Here is an 18,900-nt window from a genome sequence, read left to right on the forward strand (position 1 = left end):
TGGTTCACAACAAAAAACAAGGAACCCAACAATGAGTCAGACACTGCTGTCCATACTGGCCTTCGTGCCACTGGTGTTGGCGGGCGTACTGCTGATCGGCTTTCGCTGGCCAGCCAAGTACGCGATGCCACTGGTTTTCGTGCTTACCGCGCTGATCGGGCTATTGGCCTGGGACATGACCTTCAACCGGGTCCTGGCTTCTACGCTGCAAGGCTTGATTCTCACCGCCGCGATCCTCTGGATCATCTTCGGCGCCATCCTTCTACTCAACACCCTCAAGCACTCGGGCGGCATCGCTTCGATTCGTCGTGGCTTCGCTAACGTCAGTCCCGACAAGCGCGTTCAGGTACTGATCGTCGCTTGGCTGTTCGGCTGCTTCATCGAAGGTGCTTCGGGCTTCGGTACGCCGGCCGCGGTGGCCGCACCCTTGCTGGTCGCTCTGGGCTTCCCGGCGCTGACGGCGGTGGTGCTGGGCATGATGGTGCAATCGACACCGGTTTCCTTCGGTGCCGTGGGCACGCCGATTCTGGTCGGTGTGGCCGGCGGTCTGGATCAGGCCACGCTCGGTGGGCAGCTGACTGCAGCGGGTAGCAGCTGGGAAGTGTTCTTCCATCTGATCTTCTCCCGCGTGGCGATCATCCATGCGCTGTGCGGCATTCTTATGCCGCTGATCATGATCTGCGTCATGACGCGCTTCTTTGGGCGCAATCGCTCCTGGAGCGAAGGCTTGGCGATGGCGCCGTTCGCCATCTTTACCGGCTTGGCGTTTGTCATTCCCTATGCCGCGGCTGGCGTATTCCTCGGCCCGGAATTCCCGTCGATGATCGGCGCGCTGGTCGGTCTGGCCATCGTCGTACCTGCCGCCAAGGCGGGCTTCCTGCTGCCCAAAACCAGCTGGGATTTCGCCCCGGCCAGCGAGTGGCCGGTGGAGTGGATGGGCAAGATCGAGATGAAGATCGACGATGTCGCCGGTCGGACACCGATTTCCGTGCCGATGGCTTGGGCACCTTATCTGCTGCTGGCAGCCTTCCTGGTGATTTCGCGGGTCTTCCCAGGCGTCAAGTCGGCAATGTTGTCGGTGAGCTTCGGCTGGAAGGACATTCTCGGCGAGACCGGTGTGTCTGGTGCGCTGGAGCCACTGTATCTACCGGGCGGAATTCTCTGCATTGTGGTGCTGATCACCTTCTTCCTGCACCGCATGCGTGCTGGCGAGCTGGTCTCGGCCATCTCCGAATCGAGCAAAACCCTATTGGGTGCCGGCTTCGTGCTGATCTTCACCATCCCTATGGTGCGAATCCTGATCAACTCCGGCGTCAACGGCTCCGATTTGGTATCGATGCCAGTGGCCATGGCGCAACTGGTAGCCGACAGCGTCGGCGGAGTCTATCCGTTCTTCGCGCCGGCGGTGGGCGCACTGGGCGCGTTCATTGCCGGCTCCAACACCGTGTCTAACCTTATGCTGTCGCAGTTCCAGTTCAATACTGCTGGTCTGCTGGGTATTTCCGGTGCGCTGATGGTGGCGTTGCAGTCGGTGGGTGCCGCCGCGGGGAACATGATCGCCATTCACAACGTGGTGGCGGCCTCGGCCACGGTCGGCCTGCTGGGTCGTGAAGGCATCACCCTGCGCAAGACCATGCTGCCTACGCTGTACTACCTCGTGCTGGCCGGTAGCATCGGCCTGATCGGCTTCTACGTGATGGGCATCAGCGATCCGCTGGTGGGAATCGCTACCGCCAATTGATGGCGTGAGTGACCCCGGACGGGCGGCTTAGGCCGCCCGTTTTGTTTTCCCGAACCAATCGTTGGCGCATGGTTAACTCTGGACGCTGATGTTTGGCGGACCCCTGCGTTCTGGTATAGCGTCAGCGCAATGGATAACGATCGAGGTAAGCAAATGAAGAAGTGGCAATGCGTGGTGTGCGGGTTTATCTATGACGAAGCCGAGGGCTGGCCCGACGATGGGATTGCGGCGGGGACCCCCTGGGAGGATGTACCCGAGGACTGGCTCTGTCCCGATTGCGGCGTAGGCAAGATGGACTTCGAAATGATCGCGATCGGCTGATATGAATGAATTGAAGCAGAAAGGCGCGCCGGCGGCGCCGTTGGTCATCATCGGTACGGGCCTGGCGGGTTACAACCTGGCGCGGGAATTCCGCAAGCACGACAGCGAAACGCCGCTGTTGCTGATTACCGCCGACGATGGCCGCTCCTATTCGAAGCCGATGCTGTCGACCGGCTTCGCCATGAACAAGGAAGCCGATGGCCTGGGGATGGCAACGGCCGGGGCCATGGCAGTTCAGCTCAACGCTGAGATTCGCACCCATACTCGAGTGACGCGCCTCGATCCGGCCAACCGTCGCGTGTGGATCGGCAACGAGCCGGTGCCCTATCGCGACCTGGTTATCGCCTGGGGTGCGCAGACCATTCAGGTGCCAGTCGCTGGCGATGCCCAGGACGCGGTTTTCCCGATCAACGACCTGCTCGATTACGGTCGTTTCCGCGAGGCGGCCAGGGGTAAGCGGCGGGTGCTGATCGTTGGTGCCGGGCTGATCGGCTGTGAATTCGCCAATGACTTGCTGCAGGGCGGCTACGAGGTCGAACTGGTGGCGCCCTGCGAGCAGATTATGCCGTCATTGCTGCCGACGGAGGCCGCGGCGGCGGTGCGACGCGGGCTCGAATCACTGGGTGCGCGCTTTCATCTGGGGCCGGTGCTGGAACGTCTGGATCGGCACGGCGAGAGTCTCGAAGCCCGGTTATCGGACGGCCAGCGGTTGAACTGCGATCTGGTGGTCAGTGCGGTGGGCCTGCGCCCGCGCACCGAGCTGGCCGCAGCGGCAGGACTGTCGGTCAATCGGGGAATCGTCGTTGATCGCCTCCTGCAAACCTCGGCTGAGAACGTCTACGCGCTAGGCGACTGTGCCGAGGTGGGTGGGCTCAATCTGCTTTATGTGATGCCGCTGATGAGTGGCGTGCGTGCGCTGGCGCAAACGCTTGCCGGTAAATCGACTTTAGTAACTTACGGACCGATGCCGATCACGGTGAAAACCCCTGTGTGCCCTTTGGTGGTATCGCCGCCAGCGGCTGGCAGCGAGGGGCATTGGAGCGTGGAAGGTGAAGGTAATGACATCAAGGCTCTATTCCGCAGCCTCGACGGAAATCTGTTGGGCTATGCGCTGACGGGGGCGGCTGTGCAAGAGCGGTTGGGGTTGAACAAGCAGCTGCCGCCAGTGCTGGCTGAACTGCCTCAAGTTCTGTCGCTAAAGTCGTCGGAATGATCCGGTAAAGCGTCGGCGAGGGCTGGCGCGAGTGCCATCAGCGTGCCATGCTCCTTCGAGGCGCAGCCGCAGCCTAGAGCAGTTGCAGCGCCTCGGAACGCTGTTCGGAGAACAGCGAACAAAAACAATAAAGTCTTAGAGGCTACCTATGCGCAAACCGGAACTCGCAGCCGCCATCGCCGACAAGGCCGATCTCACCAAGGATCAGGCCAACCGTGTACTCAATGCCGTTCTCGATGAAATCACCAACGCGCTCAACCGTAAGGACAGCGTGACTCTGGTTGGTTTCGGCACCTTCCTGCAGCGACACCGTGGCGCTCGCACTGGAAAGAACCCGCAGACGGGCGAACCCGTTACCATCAAGGCCAGCAACACCGTGGCATTCAAGCCGGGAAAGATGCTGAAAGACGCGATCAACTGAGTTTGCGTCTCCCGGGGCCCGCTCGGCTCCGGGTGCCCTGAAGTTCCAATTTACAGTTGAGTTACCTCTGCAAGCCGCTACAATCCGCGAAATTTCGCTATCTGCCGAGAACATGCATGAAATTCCGCTTCCTTCTCTGGATGCTTGGTCGCTTGATGACCAAGGCCAGCCGCAACAACCCTGACTTTCAAAAACAACTCGGCGACAAAGACCTCACCTTCCAGTTGCACACGCTCGACGGTAAGGTCGCTCGGCATTACGTGGTCAAGGATCAACGCGTCACAGCCAAGGGCGGCCCTGCTACCGAGCCTGCTTTCGCCATCGGCTTCAAGGACAGCGCCTACGGCTTTGCCACCATGAACGCGAAGAACAAACAGCTGGCCTTTATGCAAGGCATCCAGAACAAAGACATCCAGATCCAGGGCAACCCGGCGCTGGTGATGTGGTTTCAGGGTTTGACCAAATACCTCAAGCCGAGGAAGAAGAAGCCCGAAACGGCTTGATCGGCACGCGGCGAGCCTGACCCTGCGGGGGAATGACGTGATTCCGAGCCGGAGGTGGCGTTTTTGATTGGCGCACCCGCCGTGGCGTGATTTACACCTGCTGCGCCATCCAGGCGCGTGCTTCTTCCAGCAGCCAGTCGCGAAAGGCATTCATGGCCGCCGACTCTACCCGCCGTTCGGGGATCATCAGGTGGTAGGCCTGGTCCTCGCGGCGGTATGAGTGCGGATGCGCAATTACCAGGCGCCCTTCGGCCAGTTCGCGTTGAATGAGAAACGGTGGAATCAACGCCACGCCCATCCTGTGTTCGGCGGCCTGTGCCAGCATCGAAAACAGTTCCAGCCGTGGGCCAGTCATGTCTCTCGCCACCTTCATCCCCAGCGAATCGAACCACTGGCGCCAGGCGTAGGGGCGAGTAGTCTGCTGCAGCAACGGCATCTCGGCGATGGTCTTGGCATCGAGCGATCCGGCGTTCTCTAACAGCGCTGGGCTACAGACCGGGAGTGGATCTTCAGGCATCAGGTAGTGCGCCACGGTGCCGGACCAGTCGCCGTCGCCGAAATAGATTGCCGCATCGAAATCGGTATCGGCGAAGAGGAACGGTCGGGTGCGGTTAGTCAGATTGACCGTTATTTCTGGGTGCAGCGCCTGGAACTGCTGCAGTCGCGGCAGCAGCCACTGCGTGCCAAATGTCGGCACCAGCGCCAGCTCGATAGTCTGGGCGCCCTGCTGGCCCATTACCGACAACGTATCCCGTTCCACCGCATCGAGCTGAGTGGCGACTCGTCGCGCATAGGACTGGCCGGCTTCGGTCAGCTTGACGCCGCGGCGCGAGCGGCGAAACAGTTCCAGCCCGAGAAACTCTTCGAGGCCGCCGATCTGTCGGCAGATGGCGCTTTGGGTCAGTGCCAGCTCTTCGGCGGCGCGGGTGAAGCTCTGGTGCCGCGCTGCCGCTTCGAAGGCAATAAGCGCGGCGGTGCTGGGGATCTTACGGCGCATTATGCGACTGCCTCACTAATAAGCTGGTGTCAAAGCCATTTAGCATACGCTGGAGTGAGCAAAGCGCACAGGTCGATGCAAATTACTCGTTTGCGAACGATGGCTTCAGCTTCTAGGATCAATCCATCCGAATGTTGCACCGGGCGTCGCGCCCGGTTCACCGTCTACGACAAGAGGACCACTCATGGCCGGCAAAGCAAGCTTCAACTGGATCGACCCGCTGCTGCTCGATCAGCAGCTCACCGACGAAGAGCGCATGGTGCGCGACAGTGCGCAGCAGTTCGCCGATGACAAACTGGCGCCTCGCGTGCTCGAAGCCTTCCGTCACGAGCGCACCGACGCGGCGATCTTCCGTGAGATGGGCGACACCGGCCTGCTCGGCGCAACCATTCCCGAAGCGTACGGCGGCAGCGGACTGAACTACGTCTGCTACGGCCTGATCGCTCGTGAAGTCGAGCGCATCGACTCGGGCTATCGCTCGATGATGAGCGTGCAGTCGTCCCTGGTGATGGTGCCGATCAACGAGTTCGGCAACGAAGAAACCAAGCAGAAGTACCTGCCCAAGCTCGCCAGTGGTGAATACATCGGCTGCTTCGGCCTGACCGAACCGAACCATGGCTCCGACCCGGGCTCCATGGTCACCCGTGCCAAGAAGGTCGACGGCGGCTATCGCCTCTCCGGCGCGAAAATGTGGATCACCAACAGCCCGATCGCTGACGTCTTCGTGGTTTGGGCCAAGGACGACGAGGGCGCCATTCGCGGCTTCGTGCTAGAGAAAGGCTGGGAAGGCCTGAGCGCTCCGGCGATCCACGGCAAGGTCGGCCTGCGCGCCTCGATCACCGGTGAGATCGTCATGGACAACGTGTTCTGTCCGGAAGAGAACGCCTTCCCTGATGTGCGCGGCTTGCGCGGTCCGTTCACCTGCCTGGATTCGGCCCGTTACGGCATTAGCTGGGGCGCGCTGGGCGCCGCCGAGTTCTGCTGGCACACCGCGCGCCAGTACACCCTGGACCGGCAGCAGTTCGGCCGTCCGCTGGCCGCCAACCAGCTGATCCAGAAGAAGCTGGCCGATATGCAGACCGAGATCACCCTGGCCCTGCAAGGCTGCCTGCGCCTCGGCCGGATGAAGGATGAAGGCACCGCGGCGGTGGAGATCACCTCGATCATGAAGCGCAACAGCTGCGGCAAGGCGCTGGACGTGGCGCGCCTGGCCCGCGACATGCTCGGCGGCAACGGCATCAGCGACGAGTTCGGCGTGGCCCGGCATCTGGTCAACCTCGAGGTGGTCAACACCTACGAAGGTACCCACGACGTGCACGCGCTGATCCTCGGCCGGGCGCAGACAGGAATTCAGGCTTTTTTCTAAGCGGTGCCCTGTAGGAGCGAGCTTGCTCGCGAAGAGCGCGCACAGCCATTCGCGAGCAAGCTCGCTCCTACGCAACGCCGATCCGCTCTATCTTATTTGCTACACGAGAGATCTCTATGCCCGGCGCTCTTTCCCATATCCGCGTCCTCGATCTGTCTCGCGTGCTTGCCGGCCCGTGGTGCGGGCAGATTCTTGGCGATCTTGGCGCCGAGGTGATCAAGGTCGAGCGTCCCGCCACTGGCGACGATACCCGTCACTGGGGCCCGCCGTATCTGAAGGGTCAGCAGGGCGAGAACACTTCGGAGGCCGCTTATTACCTGTCGGCTAACCGCAACAAACAGTCGCTGACGCTGGATTTCACCCAGTCCGAAGGCCAGCGGATCGTTCGCGAGCTGGTCGCGGAGTGCGACGTGCTGTTGGAGAACTTCAAGGTCGGCGGATTGGCCGCCTATGGGCTGGATTATGAAAGTCTCAAGGCGATCAACCCACGGCTGATTTACTGCTCGATTACCGGCTTCGGCAGCGACGGACCGTACGCTCAGCGTGCCGGCTACGACTTCATGATTCAGGGCCTCGGCGGGTTGATGAGCCTGACCGGGCGTGCCGAGGATGAAGCCGGTGCCGGCCCGGTCAAAGTCGGCGTGGCGCTCACCGATATCCTCACCGGGCTCTATGCCACGGTCGGCGTGCTGGCCGCGCTCAATCATCGCGAGCAGAACGGCGTCGGCCAGCATGTCGAACTGGCCCTGCTGGATGTGCAGATCGCCTGCCTGGCCAACCAGGCGATGAATTACCTGACCACCGGCGTTGCGCCCAAGCGCATGGGTAACGCCCATCCGAACATCGTGCCGTACCAGGATTTCCCGACAGCGGACGGCGACATCATTCTCACCATCGGCAACGACGGTCAGTTCCGCAAGTTCGCCGAAGTCGCCGGGCATCCCGAATGGGCCGATGACCCACGTTTCGCCTGCAACAAGGCGCGCGTTGCCCATCGCCAGGAGCTGGTGCCGATGATTCGTCAGGTCACGGTGTTCCGCACCACCGCCGAATGGGTTGCGGCACTGGAGCAGGCGGGGGTGCCTTGTGGGCCGATCAATGACGTTGCACAGGTTTTTGCCGACCCGCATGTACAAGCTCGTGGCCTGAGAGTAGAGATGCCGCATCCGCTGGCCGGAAGCGTGCCGCAGGTGGCGAGCCCAATCCGCCTTTCCGAGTCTCCCGTGGAATATCGCAAGGCGCCGCCGCTGCTGGGTGAACACAGCGAGGCGTTGCTGAAGCGGCTGCTCGGGTTCGATGCGGAGCAGGTGGCGGCGCTACGCAGTGCCAAAGTCATCTGAGGGAGGATGCGCCTCGTCGTATCGCGGCGGGGTTGTTCCTGAACTCTCAAGCCGTCCGGCCATCCTTATTCAGTACCCTGAATTTTGGATGGATGAGCGAATCATGCAGATGCAGCGTTATCGATTCACCTGGCAAGCGGCGACGGTTCTGTTCATGTCCTGGCTGCTGGCCGGCTGCGGCATCAACAATATTCCCCAGTACGACGAACAAGTGAAATCCGCCTGGTCGCAGGTGGAGAATCAATATCAGCGCCGCGCCGATCTGATCCCCAACCTGGTCGAGACGGTCAAAGGTTTCGCCCGCCAGGAGCAGGACACCTTGACCGCTGTGGTCGAAGCGCGGGCCAAGGCCACTTCGATTCAGGTCGACGCCGACACATTGAACGACCCTCAGCAACTGCAACGCTTCCAGCAGGCGCAGAATCAGCTGAGCGGTGCGCTGAGTCGGCTGATGGCGGTGTCCGAACGCTACCCCGATCTGAAATCCAACCAGAACTTCCTCGCCCTGCAATCGCAGCTCGAAGGCACCGAGAATCGCATCGCTGTAGCACGTCGCGACTTCATCGCCGCTGTCGAGCGTTACAACACTGAGATTCGTACTTTCCCCGGCCGCATCTGGCACAGCCTGATGTATAGCGACATGCCAATCCGCGAAAACTTCGAGGCGACGGCCGAAAACGCCGAGCAGGCGCCAAAAGTGCAGTTTCAATGACGCGTACGCTACCTCTGTTGCTGGCGCTGCTGTTTTGCGCCAGCGACCTGTTGGCCCAGGAGGTCGAAGTACCCACGCTGACCGGCCGAGTCGTGGATCAGGCCGAGCTGCTCGATACGCAGGCCGAAGCGCGGCTGACCAGTATGCTTGCCGCCCACGAGCAGGCTAGCAGCGAGCAGGTTGTGGTAGTGACGCTACCCAATCTGCAAGGTCGCAGCATCGAAGAGACAGGGCTGCAGCTGGGTCGCGAATGGGGTATCGGCCAGAAAGGCGAAGACAACGGCGCGCTATTGATTATTGCCCGAGACGACCGCCAAATCCGTATCGAGGTGGGGTATGGACTCGAGGGTCGCCTGACCGACGCCCAGTCGTCGGTGATCATCAACAGCATCATTGCCCCCGCGTTCCAGCAGGGCGACTTCACCCGCGGTATCACCGAAGGTACCGAAGCGATCATACGGGTGCTGGGCGGCGATCCGTTGCAAACGGCTGGCATGCGGCCGGCAATGCCCATGGGCGCGCAGGAACCGGGCGGTCTCGGCATCCTCGGCTTCTTTTTGATGCTGGTAGCCATCTTCGTCATCGGTGGTGGTCGTGGTCGCGGTGGCCGTGGGGCGGGACGTGCGCTGCTGCTCGGTGCCCTGCTGGGCGGCATGGGACGCGGCGGCGGCGGTGGCGGTTTTGGCGGTGGCGGCTTCGGTGGAGGTGGTGGCGGTTTCGGTGGTGGAGGCGCCTCCGGTGGCTGGTGACCAGAGGCTACGAACCGGTGACCACCATAGGATGGATGAAACCCATCGCTGGCTCCTCTTGGAGTTCAGCCGATCAGCCCAATGTCCCTTCGATCAAAATAGCGAAAACTTCTTCATGATGAACAAGCAATGACCCTACTGACAGAAAGCGAGCTGCAACAGGTAGCCGAAGCAATCGAGCGTATCGAACGTGATACCGACGCTGAGTTGGTAACGGTGTTGGCCGCGCAGGCTGATGACTACCGCTACATACCGCTGCTCTGGTCCAGCCTGCTGGCGTTGCTGTTGCCCGGTGCGCTGCTGTTTTTCACCGGCTGGCTGACAGCCTGGCAACTCTTGCTGGTGCAATGGCTGACGTTTGTCGTGCTGGCGCTGGTGTTCCGTCTGGACGCGGTGACTACTCGGCTGATTCCGCGCTCGGTTCGTCATTGGCGAGCCTGCAATCTGGCGCGGCGGCAATTCATCGAACTCAACCTGCACCACACGGTCGGCGGCACCGGCATGCTGATCTTCGTATCCGAAGCCGAGCGTTACGTGGAGATTCTGGTTGATCGCGGCATCTCCAGCCGTATCGATGACAGCGCCTGGCAGTCGATTGTCACGAGCTTCACCGCGGACGTGCGCAACGGCCAGGTGCTGGAAGGATTTCTCGGTTGTATCGAAGCCTGCGGCTCGCTGCTCAAGCAGCACGTGCCGGCCACGCATGAGCGTAACGAGCTGCCGAATCGGCTGGTGGTGCTGCCCTGATGCAGCGCTGAGTCAGCTGGCAGCAGGCACCTGCGAATAGCCGATTCCCGAAGCAGAACGGCGGAAGCCGCGCGAGGTCGATTCGCGCGGCTTCCGCCGTTTTTTTCTGACTATCGCTTCAGAGCATTCCCGGACCGTCATCCTCGGGTTGCTCTATCGGCGCCAGCTCGAAGTGCTCGGCGTGCTCCATGGCACTGGCCGCGACGCGGTCGATGCTGCTCATGGCATGGCCGATGATCGAGCTGACGCTGGCGTCGTGATGATGCTCGGGCAGGCGATCGATAGCTGCCAGTACTTCTTCACCCGGCACGGTTTCCTCGGCCAGTAGCTTGTCGGCGACCTCGTCCAGCGCTGGTTTGAGCCGCTGCAGCAACGCCATGCATTCACGGTCCAGTTGCTTGAGCAGGTTATCCGCAGCGCGAATCGATTCGCCGGAATCGAACTCGATATGCGCGTCGCGCACGGCCTGCAGGCTCAGTAACGAGCCGGTTGGGCCCATCCCAAGTGCGCCGACCATCGACAGGGCGATCTTCGAAGCTTCTTGCAGATCCTGGCCGGCTCCGGACGACACCTCGTGGAAATACAGCTGCTCGGCACCACGCCCGGCCAGCAGCATCTGGATGCGGTTGCGCAGTTCGGATTCCATATGCAGGCGCTTGTCTTCTACCGGCGTAACCAGCGTCACGCCTAGTGCCTGGCCGCGCGGCAGGATGGTGACCTTTTCCACCCGACCTACCTTCAGCGCCGCCGCGACCAGCGCGTGGCCGGCTTCGTGCACGGCGATGCGTTTGCGATCGCTCGGCGACATCGGCGTCACGCCCGACGGCTGTTCGCCTATGCGGCAGGTTTCCACGGCATCGACGAAGTGCGCCATGGTCACCGCCGTCGCCGCGCCACGTGCGGCGAGCAGGGCGGCATGGTTGACGATATAGGCGATGGCGGCCGGCGTCAGGCCGACGGTGTTGCGTGCCAATTGAGCGAAATCCAGTTCCTGCTCGGCGCGGATCTTGTCTGCGTAGAGACGGAACAGCGCCTCGCGGTCGTTCAGGCCCGGCAGGCCGACCGCGATGGAGCGATCGAAGCGCCCCTCGCGCACCAGCGCTGGGTCCAGTGAATTGGGGAAGTTGGTCGCGCCCAGCACCAGCACGCCGCTGGCGCCGTCGAAGCCGTCCATCTCGGCGAGAAACTGGTTGATGATGCGGTTGCTCTCGGCGTCGCTGGAGCGCTGCTGCTCGGCGCGCTTGCCGATGCCGTCGATCTCGTCGATGAAGATGATGCATGGCGCCTGCTTGCGCGCGGTGCGGAATAGCGCCTTGACCTTCTGAATGCCAACACCGAAGTACATCGACGAGAAGTCGCTGCCGGTCACCTGGATGAAGCTGGCGTTGGACTCGGTCGCCAGTGCCTTTGCCAGTTGGGTCTTGCCGGTACCAGGCTCGCCGGTCAGCAAAACGCCTTTTGGCGGACGCGCGCCCAGCGCAGCGTAGGCAGCGGGGTCGCGCAGATAGTCGGTGACGTCGCTGAGCGCCTGCTTGGCTTCGCTGGCGCCGACGACGTCGGCAAAGCTGATGCCGCTGCCCTTGCGCTGTACGCGGAAGGCCTGGCTTTTGATCGCCAGATAGCCGAGTGCGCCGACCAATAGAAGAATGAAAGGTGCATAGGGCACCAGAACTTTGTACCAGGGCGCCTCGCCGTCGGTATCGAACAACGTCAGCGGGAACAGCTGGCCTTCGCTGCTGGCGTATTGATCGAGCAGCAGCTGGGCGACACGCCCTGACTGGTCCGGCACCCAATAGCGCAGGCCGTCGTGCCGGCTGATATAGACCGCGTCCTTGCCTAGCGCGGCGCTGGCGATAGCCGCGACACGCAAATCGCCCATCAGCACGGACAGATCGCGGCGGTTGGCTTGCCAGGGATCGGTTGAATCCTGCAGGGCTTCGAGCATGCTGGCAGCCGCACCTGTCGCAGGGGTGGCCGGAGCGGCGGGTTGAAAGTGCCAGAAGGCCACACAAGCGGCGATCAGCAACGACATGAAAACGGAGAGCACAGGGCCGCGGCGGCCTTGTAGCAGACGTGGTTTTTTCATTTCACAATCCAATCGGGAAGCCCGATGTTTCGACAAACAACCGCCCAAGGGCGGACCACTGTTGTACGCGGGAGACCCGCGACGCCAATCGCATGGCGTTGGGCAGTACGGGCTAGTTGGATGCGATTTATATGCCGGACTGCGGTTCGGATTGTTCGGTTCCGATAGCCGGCGAGCATACGGCAAGTGCCACCATGCGCGGGGCAACGCGACGAATGGCGCCTGGATTTACGACGAATGACCGTTTGGCCGTAGAACTAAATGTTCACGACACTCTTTGAGAAAGCCGGAGCGTATCAGTCGGGTCGCCGGATGCGCTGACTTTAGGGGAAACGGTCGATTTGGCGCTGCGGGGGCCGAAACGAGTCCATTGATACCGAATGAGGAAATGGGATCGAAATAAAAAACCGTTTCTATCCCCAACGCGACGATACCTGGCTGCTTATCGTTCAAGACAATGTTTGGATGAGGTGCGATGAAGCTTTTTATGGGACCTAAGTTCAAGCGCTCTTATTTATCAAGTGCAGGCTCGGGCCATTCCAGCCTAAAGTCGGCCCGCTGGTTCAGCTAACACGCATTGGTGATGCAGGAGTCCATTTAATCGCGCCGGATATGTCTGGATTGCTGCGCCAAAGGGTGACGGCTTGGATTCACAGGGGCTTCGAATCGAAAACTAGGGATTAGAAAATGCATATAAAAAATAAAAAACTTAGCTTCGCTTTCGTGACTTTATTGTTCGCGTTTTTACCTTCCGCTTTCGCCAACAGCGACGACGTAAAAATCAACCTGTTAACGCAGAACTTTCCACCGTTCAGCATGGCCATTGACGGTAAAAACTTCGCGCGAGAGGAGTCGATTGACGGCATCGATGCCGATGTCGTGGCCAAACTCTTCAAACGGGCAGGTATCGACTATGAAATGACGCTTCGTTTTCCATGGAACCGCTTGCAGGAATTAGCCGAGCAAAAGCCTGGTTTCGCCGTGTTTTCCCTTAGCCGCACGCCGGAGCGCGAACCCAAATACAAATGGGTTGGCCCGTTGAGCGAGATCCAGATCGTGCTGTTGAAGTTGCCTGGAAGCCCTATCCAGCTTGCCAGTCTTGACGACGCGAAGCAGTACCGCATCGGCTCGAAGGACGGCAGCGTAGGCAGTCGATACTTGATCAATCGCGGATTTGAGCTTCACAAGTCCTTGATCAATACGCCGGAAAAACTCAAGGCTGGCAAATTCGACTTATGGGCGACAACCAATCCGTCCGGCGATTACGAAGCGATACAAGCTGGGATCGGTTCTCTGGAGGTTGCGTTGACCCTGAGCAGGGTCGATCTTTACCTGGCGCTGAATAAAGAGACATCCGACGAAGTAGTGCAGAAACTCCAGCGCACCTTGGATCAGATGAAGCAAGAGGGACTGCTGCAAAAGGCTACGCAGCGCTACATGAACAATTGAGTTAGATAGACGCAAGCGGCTCGTCAGCATTACGCCGCGCGCAGCTAGCTTGATTGGCACCGCGTCGGCGGTGCACTGGCGACAGTGATTGCCAGCCAAGCCCTGATCAATGGCCCTGCCGTCGGGTTGCGGGGTCTCTTCAGCAGCGCCACGGTGAACATGATCTGCCCTCGCTGATAATAGCCGCACTGCACCACCCTCATCGGCCTCGCTAATCTGCTCGAAAGTGACGTCTTGCGAGCTTTTACCTCGCTGACTGGCAGCTTATCCGGATACGACAAATCACCCGGCGGGGTGCGCTTAGCTGGCCCGCCGGTTGGTCAGGCCTCGATCACATTTGGCAGCGATGCCTGTGTCTCTCTGCTGCGCAGGGACAGCCTAGCAGCGGCCCGTCGAGCGATGTTCAGGTAGGCCTGCGCCAGGCTGCCGTGGGGGTCGCTGACAAGAACGGGAAGGCCGTCATCGGCGCCGATGCGAATGCGCATGTCCAGTGGCAGCTCGCCAAGCAACTCGCTGCCGTACTGGTCAGCCATACGTCGCGCGCCGCCGCTGCCGAAGATGTGCTCCTCATGCCCGCACTGACTGCAGACGTGCAGGCTCATGTTCTCGATGATGCCGAGCACTGGCACGTTGACCTTCTCGAACATGCGCAGGCCCTTGCGCGCATCGAGCAGGGCGAGATCTTGCGGTGTGGTGACGATCAGCGCGGCGGAGACCGGCATCTTCTGCGCCAGGGTCAGATGGATATCCCCAGTGCCAGGCGGCAGATCGACGATCAGATAATCCAGTTCCTGCCATCGGGTTTCTTCAAGCAGCCGGGTCAGCGCCTGGGTGATCATCGGGCCGCGCCAGATCACCGGTGCTTCTTCATCCACGAGAAAGCCGATGGACATGCATTGCAGGCCGTGGCCGAGCATCGGTTCCAGCTTGCCGTCGCGGCTTTCCGGCATACCGGAAAGGCCTAATAGGCGCGGCTGGCTGGGACCGTACAGATCAGCATCGAGCATGCCGACCCTCGCGCCATCGGCGGCCAGGGCTAGTGCGAGATTCGTCGCGGTGGTGGACTTGCCCACGCCGCCTTTGCCCGAGGCGACCGCGATCAAATGTTTCACGCCAGGCACTGCCTGGGCCGTGACCGGCGCGGCAGTGACGGTCCAGTCGATCTCGACCGTTATCGCTCTTGCTTGGGTATGGGCCAACAACAGCGCTTGCAGCGCCCGGCTCAGCGCCTGCTGATAGCCATCCGCTGGAAAGCCCAGCGATAGCTCGAGATGCAGGTGCGTACCCTCGACCCGGAGCGCACGTACCGCGCCGGCACTGATCAGGTCACAACCGAGGCAGGGTTCGACCCACTGTGACAGGGCGTGTTCGGCCTGCTGAGTCAGATCGATGCTGGGTGTCGCAAAGCGGTGAAGTGTCATGGTGAGCTCCAGGGCTAAATTGAATGGCTTTTGTAGGAGCGAGGGGAACGCCGAGGCTTTGCTCGCGGACCCCAGGCCACGCAAAAGCTTCGCGAGCAAGCTCGCTCCTACAGGCCCGTCTCAGTTTCATTTCTCGACGAAAGCGCGCTCGATCACGTAGTCGCCGGGTTCGCCCTGCTGCGCCGACGCTTCGAAACCCATCTCGTCGAGCATGCCGGTCAGCGCGTCGAGCATCGCCGGGCTGCCGCAGAGCATCACCCGGTCGCTGTGCTTGTTCAGCGGCGGCAGGCCGATGTCGGCGGCGAGCTGGCCGGTTTCAACCAGCGTGGTGATGCGGCCCTGATTGCGGAACGGCTCGCGGGTGACGGTGGGGTAGTAGATGAGCTTGTCGCGCACCTCTTCACCGAGGAATTCGTGCTGCGGCAGTTCGTGGGTGAGGTAGTCGTGATAGGCCAGTTCACTGACCTCGCGTACGCAATGCACCAGTACGATTTTGTCGAAGCGCTCGTAGGCTTCGGGGTCGCGGACGATGCTCATGAACGGCGCGAGGCCGGTGCCGGTGCCGAACAGATAGAGGTGTTTGCCGGGCCGCAGGTCGTGCATGACCAGCGTGCCGACCGGCTTGCGGCTGACCAGGATCGGGTCACCTTCCTTGAGATGCTGCAGGCGCGAGGTGAGCGGGCCGTCCGGCACCTTGATGCTGAGAAATTCCAGGTGCTCGTCGTGGTTCGCGCTGACGATGCTGTAGGCACGCATCAGCGGCTTGCCCTCGACGCCGAGGCCGATCATCACGAAGTGACCGTTCTCGAAGCGCAGGCCCGGATCGCGGGTGGTAGTGAAGCTGAACAGGGTGTCGTTCCAGTGACGAACGCTGAGAACGCTTTCGGTACCGATTGCAGCCATGGCAAAACCTCCAACAGTCAATGGGAAACGAGGCAGGAAAAATCGTCAGGGCGAGGCCAGCGCCATCATCGTCATCGCACTCAACAGCAGGCCGACGCTGAGCACCACGAGCAGCAGCATCGGTCGCCAGCCTTGGGCGAAAAGCTCGCTCAAAGTGGTGCGCATGCCGAGCGCCGCCATGGTGACCAGCAGGCACGCATTGGATGCAGCGACGAGCCCTTCGCGCAAACCGGTCGGCAACCAGCCGAGGCTGTTAAGTCCGAACAGGGCGAGAAAACCGAGCAGAAACAGAGGGAATTCGGCGCGGCCGGAATCGCCGCGGCGTAGTAGCCAGCCAAGCAGCAGCACCAGCGGAGCCAGCAGGGCGACGCGCAACAGCTTGGTCAGGGTGGCGACATCGCCGGCTGTCTCCGACACCAGGTAGCCAGCGCCGGCGGCCTGGGCGACGTCGTGGATGCTGGCGCCGAGCAGCAGGCCGCTTTCGATGTCGCCATAGTCCAGGGTGGCGAGCAAAGGCGGGTAGACGAGCATCGACAAGGTGCCCAGCGCGGTGACGCCGACCACCACACCGAGCAGCCGTCGATCCTCCAGCCGGCCAGCGGGAATCACCGCCGCCACCGCGATTGCCGCCGATACACCGCAGATCGCCACCGCCACGCCGGCGACCAGGCTGTGGAGGGTCGGCAGGCCCAGCCAGCGGCCAAGCAGTAACCCGGCTCCGATCACCAACGGCACGCTGGTCGCCACCATCAGCAGCGGCAGGCTGCCAACGGTCAGCAGCTGCTCGACTCCGATCCGCGCACCGAGCAAGGCCACGCCGATGCGCAGGATCTGCCGGCTGCAGAACGTCACGCCAGCCTGCATGCGCGCATCGGCGGCCTGATTGGCGAAACCGAACCCCAGCAGCAGCACCAGCATGAGCGCGGGCGCGCCGTAGTGTTCGGCCAGAAAGCTGCCGGCCAGGGCCAGCACCATGCACAGCGCCGCGCCGGGATACAGCCGACAGACGACGGCGAAGGGCGGCGCGAGCAGTTGCTGGGCGCGCATGTTCATTGAAGGCGCTCGCCCAGTTCGCGCAGATAGGCCCAGGGATACAGGCCGCGGTAATGGCCATCACTGAAGTGGAACTGCACGCCGCTGACGCCGGACACCTCCAGCCGATCGACGCCGACGTCGGCATCGATGAGTGTCAGCATGCCGCGTTGCTGCGCCTGGGCGCACATCGAGCAGGCGCAGGACTTGCGCAGCGCCAGGCAGCTGAGCTGGCTGCGCACGCCGTCTGGCCAGAGAACTTCGAGCATCTTTTGCGCCTTGCGCAGGCGGATTTCCGTGGGTGGGGCGATCAGGGTCTGGGTGGTCATGGGCAACTCCTTAACCAATCAGAAAGAAGGGCCGACAGGCGCGGCGGGTAGCCGTTCGGAGCCAATAGGGCAGGGGTTTCCGGTGTCCTGACGAAGCGGCTCTGATCCTCCACCGGCCGTGCGCTACCGTTCAGTGCAGCGCCGCCGATCACCAGCACCAACAGGGCGTGGCGGAGCCAACTCGTCATGACAAGTTCGGGCACAGCTCAGCGCTCCAAGAACTGCAGCTTGTCGCCCTGATCGACCCAGACATCGGCTTCGGCCAGCGGACTGTTGGTTTGCATGATCACCGGCCAGACCTCGGCCAGTTCGGCGTTGAGTTCGATGAAATGGGTCTGGTCGGCGGGCAACGCGTTGTCGGCGAAGATCGCGTCGGCCGGGCACTCCGGTGCGCAGAGGCTGCAGTCGATGCAGGTCTCGGGGTTGATCACCAGAAAGTTCGGGCCCTCGTGGAAGCAGTCCGCCGGGCAGACTTCGACGCAGTCGGTGTATTTGCAGCGGATGCAGTTTTCGGTCACTACATAAGTCATCTCATAGCTCCTCTGGTGCGCCTTGCCCCTCACCTCAGCCCTCTCCCCGAGGGGAGAGGGGCGGAAGCACAGCGCTGATCTCAGGCGGCGGCGTCGAGTTTCGACATGGCCCAGCGCGCCAGCTTGCGGACGTCCGGATCCGGGTCGTCCATCGCGGCCTCGACGAAGGCGCGGCCATCGTGATGACCGATCGTCCCCAGCGCGCCGATGGCGGCCTTGCGCAGGTTGCTCATCGGGTCGCGAGCGCAGACGCCGAGCGCCGGGATGGCGCCGATCGCACCGAGTTTGCCGAGCGCGTCCACGGCCTTTTCGCGGACCTGCCAGAAGCTGTCGTGCGTGGCCTCGACCAAGGGCTGTAAGGCCGCCTGGTAATTGAGCTTGCCGATGCTGACCGCCGCTTCGACACGCACTTGCCAGTGCGCGTCATGCAGCAGGCCGACCAGCGTCGGGCCGACCTGCTCGGGCGTGGCGTAGACCAGGGCGCCGGTGGCGGCGCGGCGCACTTCGGCGTCCTCGTCGTGCCCGGCGCGCTCCATCAGCGCGGGAAGGTTTTCGGTCTGCTTCAGCCAACCGATCACCGCCACTGCCTCGCGGCGCACGCCGGCATCGGCTGCCTGCATGCGCTGCAGCGCCGGGGCTTGGGCGGCCGGGTTGCGCAGCGGTTTGACTGCCCGCAGGATTCCAGCCACGACAAAAGGGTCATCCGTGCCTTCCAGCGCTTCGAGCAGCGGCATCGCCGCGGCCGGATCCTTGAGATCGGCCAGCGCATGGGCGGCGGAGTTGCGCACCACCTCGTTGCTGTCTTGCAGGGCAGCGATCAGCGCGTCGGCGATGTCCACCGCATCGAATTCGTCGACCACCTTGGCCGCCTCCTGGCGCACCGCGGGGTCGGGGTCGTTGAGTGCGAGGATCAGCAGTTCGGCAGCTTCCGGCTCGCCGCAATCGACCAGCTCGAGTACGGCAACGCGGCGAATGCCGGGATCCGCGGACGCCAGGTTGTCGGCGATTTCCTGCAGCATGGGGTCGTCATAGGTCTTCAT

At 62.1% G+C, this 18,900-nt stretch carries 20 protein-coding genes; 11 read left to right on the top strand and 9 right to left on the bottom strand.

Features of this window, described 5'->3' with window-relative positions:
* Nucleotides 1-31: 31 nt before the first annotated feature.
* The 5 genes from NAV33_RS10930 to NAV33_RS10950 all read left to right on the top strand — a co-directional run bounded on the left by NAV33_RS10930 (nucleotide 32) and on the right by NAV33_RS10950 (nucleotide 4,199).
* On the top strand, nucleotides 32-1,741 hold the full coding sequence (locus NAV33_RS10930) for an L-lactate permease (protein ID WP_255979841.1): 1,710 nt from the start codon (nucleotides 32-34) through the stop codon (nucleotides 1,739-1,741).
* 153 nt (nucleotides 1,742-1,894) lie between these two features.
* Entirely contained in the window at nucleotides 1,895-2,062 is a 168-nt protein-coding gene (locus NAV33_RS10935) for a rubredoxin (protein WP_255979843.1), read from the top strand.
* Nucleotide 2,063: 1 nt separating this feature from the next.
* Nucleotides 2,064-3,275 (top strand): NAD(P)/FAD-dependent oxidoreductase, encoded by a 1,212-nt coding sequence (locus NAV33_RS10940; RefSeq protein WP_255979845.1) that lies wholly within the window; start codon nucleotides 2,064-2,066, stop codon nucleotides 3,273-3,275.
* A 148-nt stretch (nucleotides 3,276-3,423) separates the two neighbouring features.
* Nucleotides 3,424-3,696: an HU family DNA-binding protein gene (locus NAV33_RS10945; RefSeq protein WP_158187095.1), complete on the top strand. Its 273-nt coding sequence runs from the start codon at nucleotides 3,424-3,426 to the stop codon at nucleotides 3,694-3,696.
* Between the two features lie 116 nt (nucleotides 3,697-3,812).
* Nucleotides 3,813-4,199 carry an SCP2 sterol-binding domain-containing protein gene (locus NAV33_RS10950; RefSeq protein WP_255979847.1) on the top strand — a complete coding sequence of 129 codons (387 nt, stop codon included), beginning with the start codon at nucleotides 3,813-3,815 and terminating at the stop codon, nucleotides 4,197-4,199.
* A gap of 91 nt (nucleotides 4,200-4,290) precedes the next feature.
* On the opposite strand, the gene NAV33_RS10955 is transcribed toward NAV33_RS10950, so the two are convergent.
* The gene (locus NAV33_RS10955; RefSeq protein WP_255979849.1) at nucleotides 4,291-5,196 is read right to left on the bottom strand and encodes a LysR substrate-binding domain-containing protein; all 906 of its coding nucleotides are present in this window, start codon (nucleotides 5,194-5,196) and stop codon (nucleotides 4,291-4,293) included.
* Between the two features lie 184 nt (nucleotides 5,197-5,380).
* On the opposite strand from NAV33_RS10955, the gene NAV33_RS10960 reads away from it, so the two are divergent.
* The 5 genes from NAV33_RS10960 (at nucleotide 5,381) to NAV33_RS10980 (ending at nucleotide 10,110) form a co-directional block, all read left to right on the top strand.
* Nucleotides 5,381-6,562, top strand: a complete 1,182-nt coding sequence (locus tag NAV33_RS10960; protein ID WP_025240097.1) for an acyl-CoA dehydrogenase — start codon at nucleotides 5,381-5,383, stop codon at nucleotides 6,560-6,562.
* 116 nt (nucleotides 6,563-6,678) lie between these two features.
* The gene (locus tag NAV33_RS10965; protein WP_255979852.1) at nucleotides 6,679-7,902 is read left to right on the top strand and encodes a CaiB/BaiF CoA transferase family protein; all 1,224 of its coding nucleotides are present in this window, start codon (nucleotides 6,679-6,681) and stop codon (nucleotides 7,900-7,902) included.
* An 88-nt stretch (nucleotides 7,903-7,990) separates the two neighbouring features.
* Nucleotides 7,991-8,614: a LemA family protein gene (locus NAV33_RS10970; protein ID WP_255979854.1), complete on the top strand. Its 624-nt coding sequence runs from the start codon at nucleotides 7,991-7,993 to the stop codon at nucleotides 8,612-8,614.
* Complete coding sequence (locus NAV33_RS10975) at nucleotides 8,611-9,363, top strand: TPM domain-containing protein (protein ID WP_255979856.1); 753 nt, start codon at nucleotides 8,611-8,613, stop codon at nucleotides 9,361-9,363. The genes NAV33_RS10970 and NAV33_RS10975 overlap by 4 nt, the downstream gene beginning before the upstream one ends.
* A gap of 129 nt (nucleotides 9,364-9,492) precedes the next feature.
* Nucleotides 9,493-10,110 (top strand): TPM domain-containing protein, encoded by a 618-nt coding sequence (locus tag NAV33_RS10980; protein ID WP_255979858.1) that lies wholly within the window; start codon nucleotides 9,493-9,495, stop codon nucleotides 10,108-10,110.
* Nucleotides 10,111-10,228: 118 nt separating this feature from the next.
* Here the strand turns inward: NAV33_RS10980 and NAV33_RS10985 are convergent, their stop codons facing one another.
* Nucleotides 10,229-12,196, bottom strand: a complete 1,968-nt coding sequence (locus tag NAV33_RS10985) for an AAA family ATPase (RefSeq protein ID WP_255979860.1) — start codon at nucleotides 12,194-12,196, stop codon at nucleotides 10,229-10,231.
* A gap of 687 nt (nucleotides 12,197-12,883) precedes the next feature.
* On the opposite strand from NAV33_RS10985, the gene NAV33_RS10990 reads away from it, so the two are divergent.
* Nucleotides 12,884-13,645 (top strand): substrate-binding periplasmic protein, encoded by a 762-nt coding sequence (locus NAV33_RS10990; RefSeq protein WP_255979862.1) that lies wholly within the window; start codon nucleotides 12,884-12,886, stop codon nucleotides 13,643-13,645.
* Nucleotides 13,646-13,965: 320 nt separating this feature from the next.
* Here the strand turns inward: NAV33_RS10990 and apbC are convergent, their stop codons facing one another.
* The 7 genes from apbC to NAV33_RS11025 all read right to left on the bottom strand — a co-directional run bounded on the left by apbC (nucleotide 13,966) and on the right by NAV33_RS11025 (nucleotide 18,900).
* Nucleotides 13,966-15,066: an iron-sulfur cluster carrier protein ApbC gene (apbC, locus tag NAV33_RS10995; RefSeq protein ID WP_255979864.1), complete on the bottom strand. Its 1,101-nt coding sequence runs from the start codon at nucleotides 15,064-15,066 to the stop codon at nucleotides 13,966-13,968.
* A 126-nt stretch (nucleotides 15,067-15,192) separates the two neighbouring features.
* Nucleotides 15,193-15,969, bottom strand: coding sequence for a ferredoxin--NADP reductase (locus NAV33_RS11000; protein WP_255979866.1), 777 nt, complete (start codon nucleotides 15,967-15,969; stop codon nucleotides 15,193-15,195).
* A 45-nt stretch (nucleotides 15,970-16,014) separates the two neighbouring features.
* The gene (locus NAV33_RS11005; protein ID WP_255979868.1) at nucleotides 16,015-17,022 is read right to left on the bottom strand and encodes a YeiH family protein; all 1,008 of its coding nucleotides are present in this window, start codon (nucleotides 17,020-17,022) and stop codon (nucleotides 16,015-16,017) included.
* Nucleotides 17,019-17,330 (bottom strand): gamma-butyrobetaine hydroxylase-like domain-containing protein, encoded by a 312-nt coding sequence (locus NAV33_RS11010; RefSeq protein ID WP_255979870.1) that lies wholly within the window; start codon nucleotides 17,328-17,330, stop codon nucleotides 17,019-17,021. Before NAV33_RS11010 ends, NAV33_RS11005 begins: the two co-directional genes overlap by 4 nt.
* Nucleotides 17,327-17,518, bottom strand: a complete 192-nt coding sequence (locus tag NAV33_RS11015; protein WP_255979872.1) for a hypothetical protein — start codon at nucleotides 17,516-17,518, stop codon at nucleotides 17,327-17,329. Before NAV33_RS11015 ends, NAV33_RS11010 begins: the two co-directional genes overlap by 4 nt.
* 18 nt (nucleotides 17,519-17,536) lie before the next feature.
* Nucleotides 17,537-17,860 (bottom strand): ferredoxin FdxA, encoded by a 324-nt coding sequence (fdxA, locus tag NAV33_RS11020; protein WP_255979874.1) that lies wholly within the window; start codon nucleotides 17,858-17,860, stop codon nucleotides 17,537-17,539.
* A gap of 80 nt (nucleotides 17,861-17,940) precedes the next feature.
* A complete protein-coding gene (locus NAV33_RS11025; RefSeq protein WP_255979876.1) occupies nucleotides 17,941-18,900 on the bottom strand; it encodes a HEAT repeat domain-containing protein in 960 nt (319 codons plus the stop codon).

It is taken from the genome of Stutzerimonas stutzeri (assembly GCF_024448715.1).
In the GTDB taxonomy this organism is placed as follows: domain Bacteria; phylum Pseudomonadota; class Gammaproteobacteria; order Pseudomonadales; family Pseudomonadaceae; genus Stutzerimonas; species Stutzerimonas stutzeri_AR.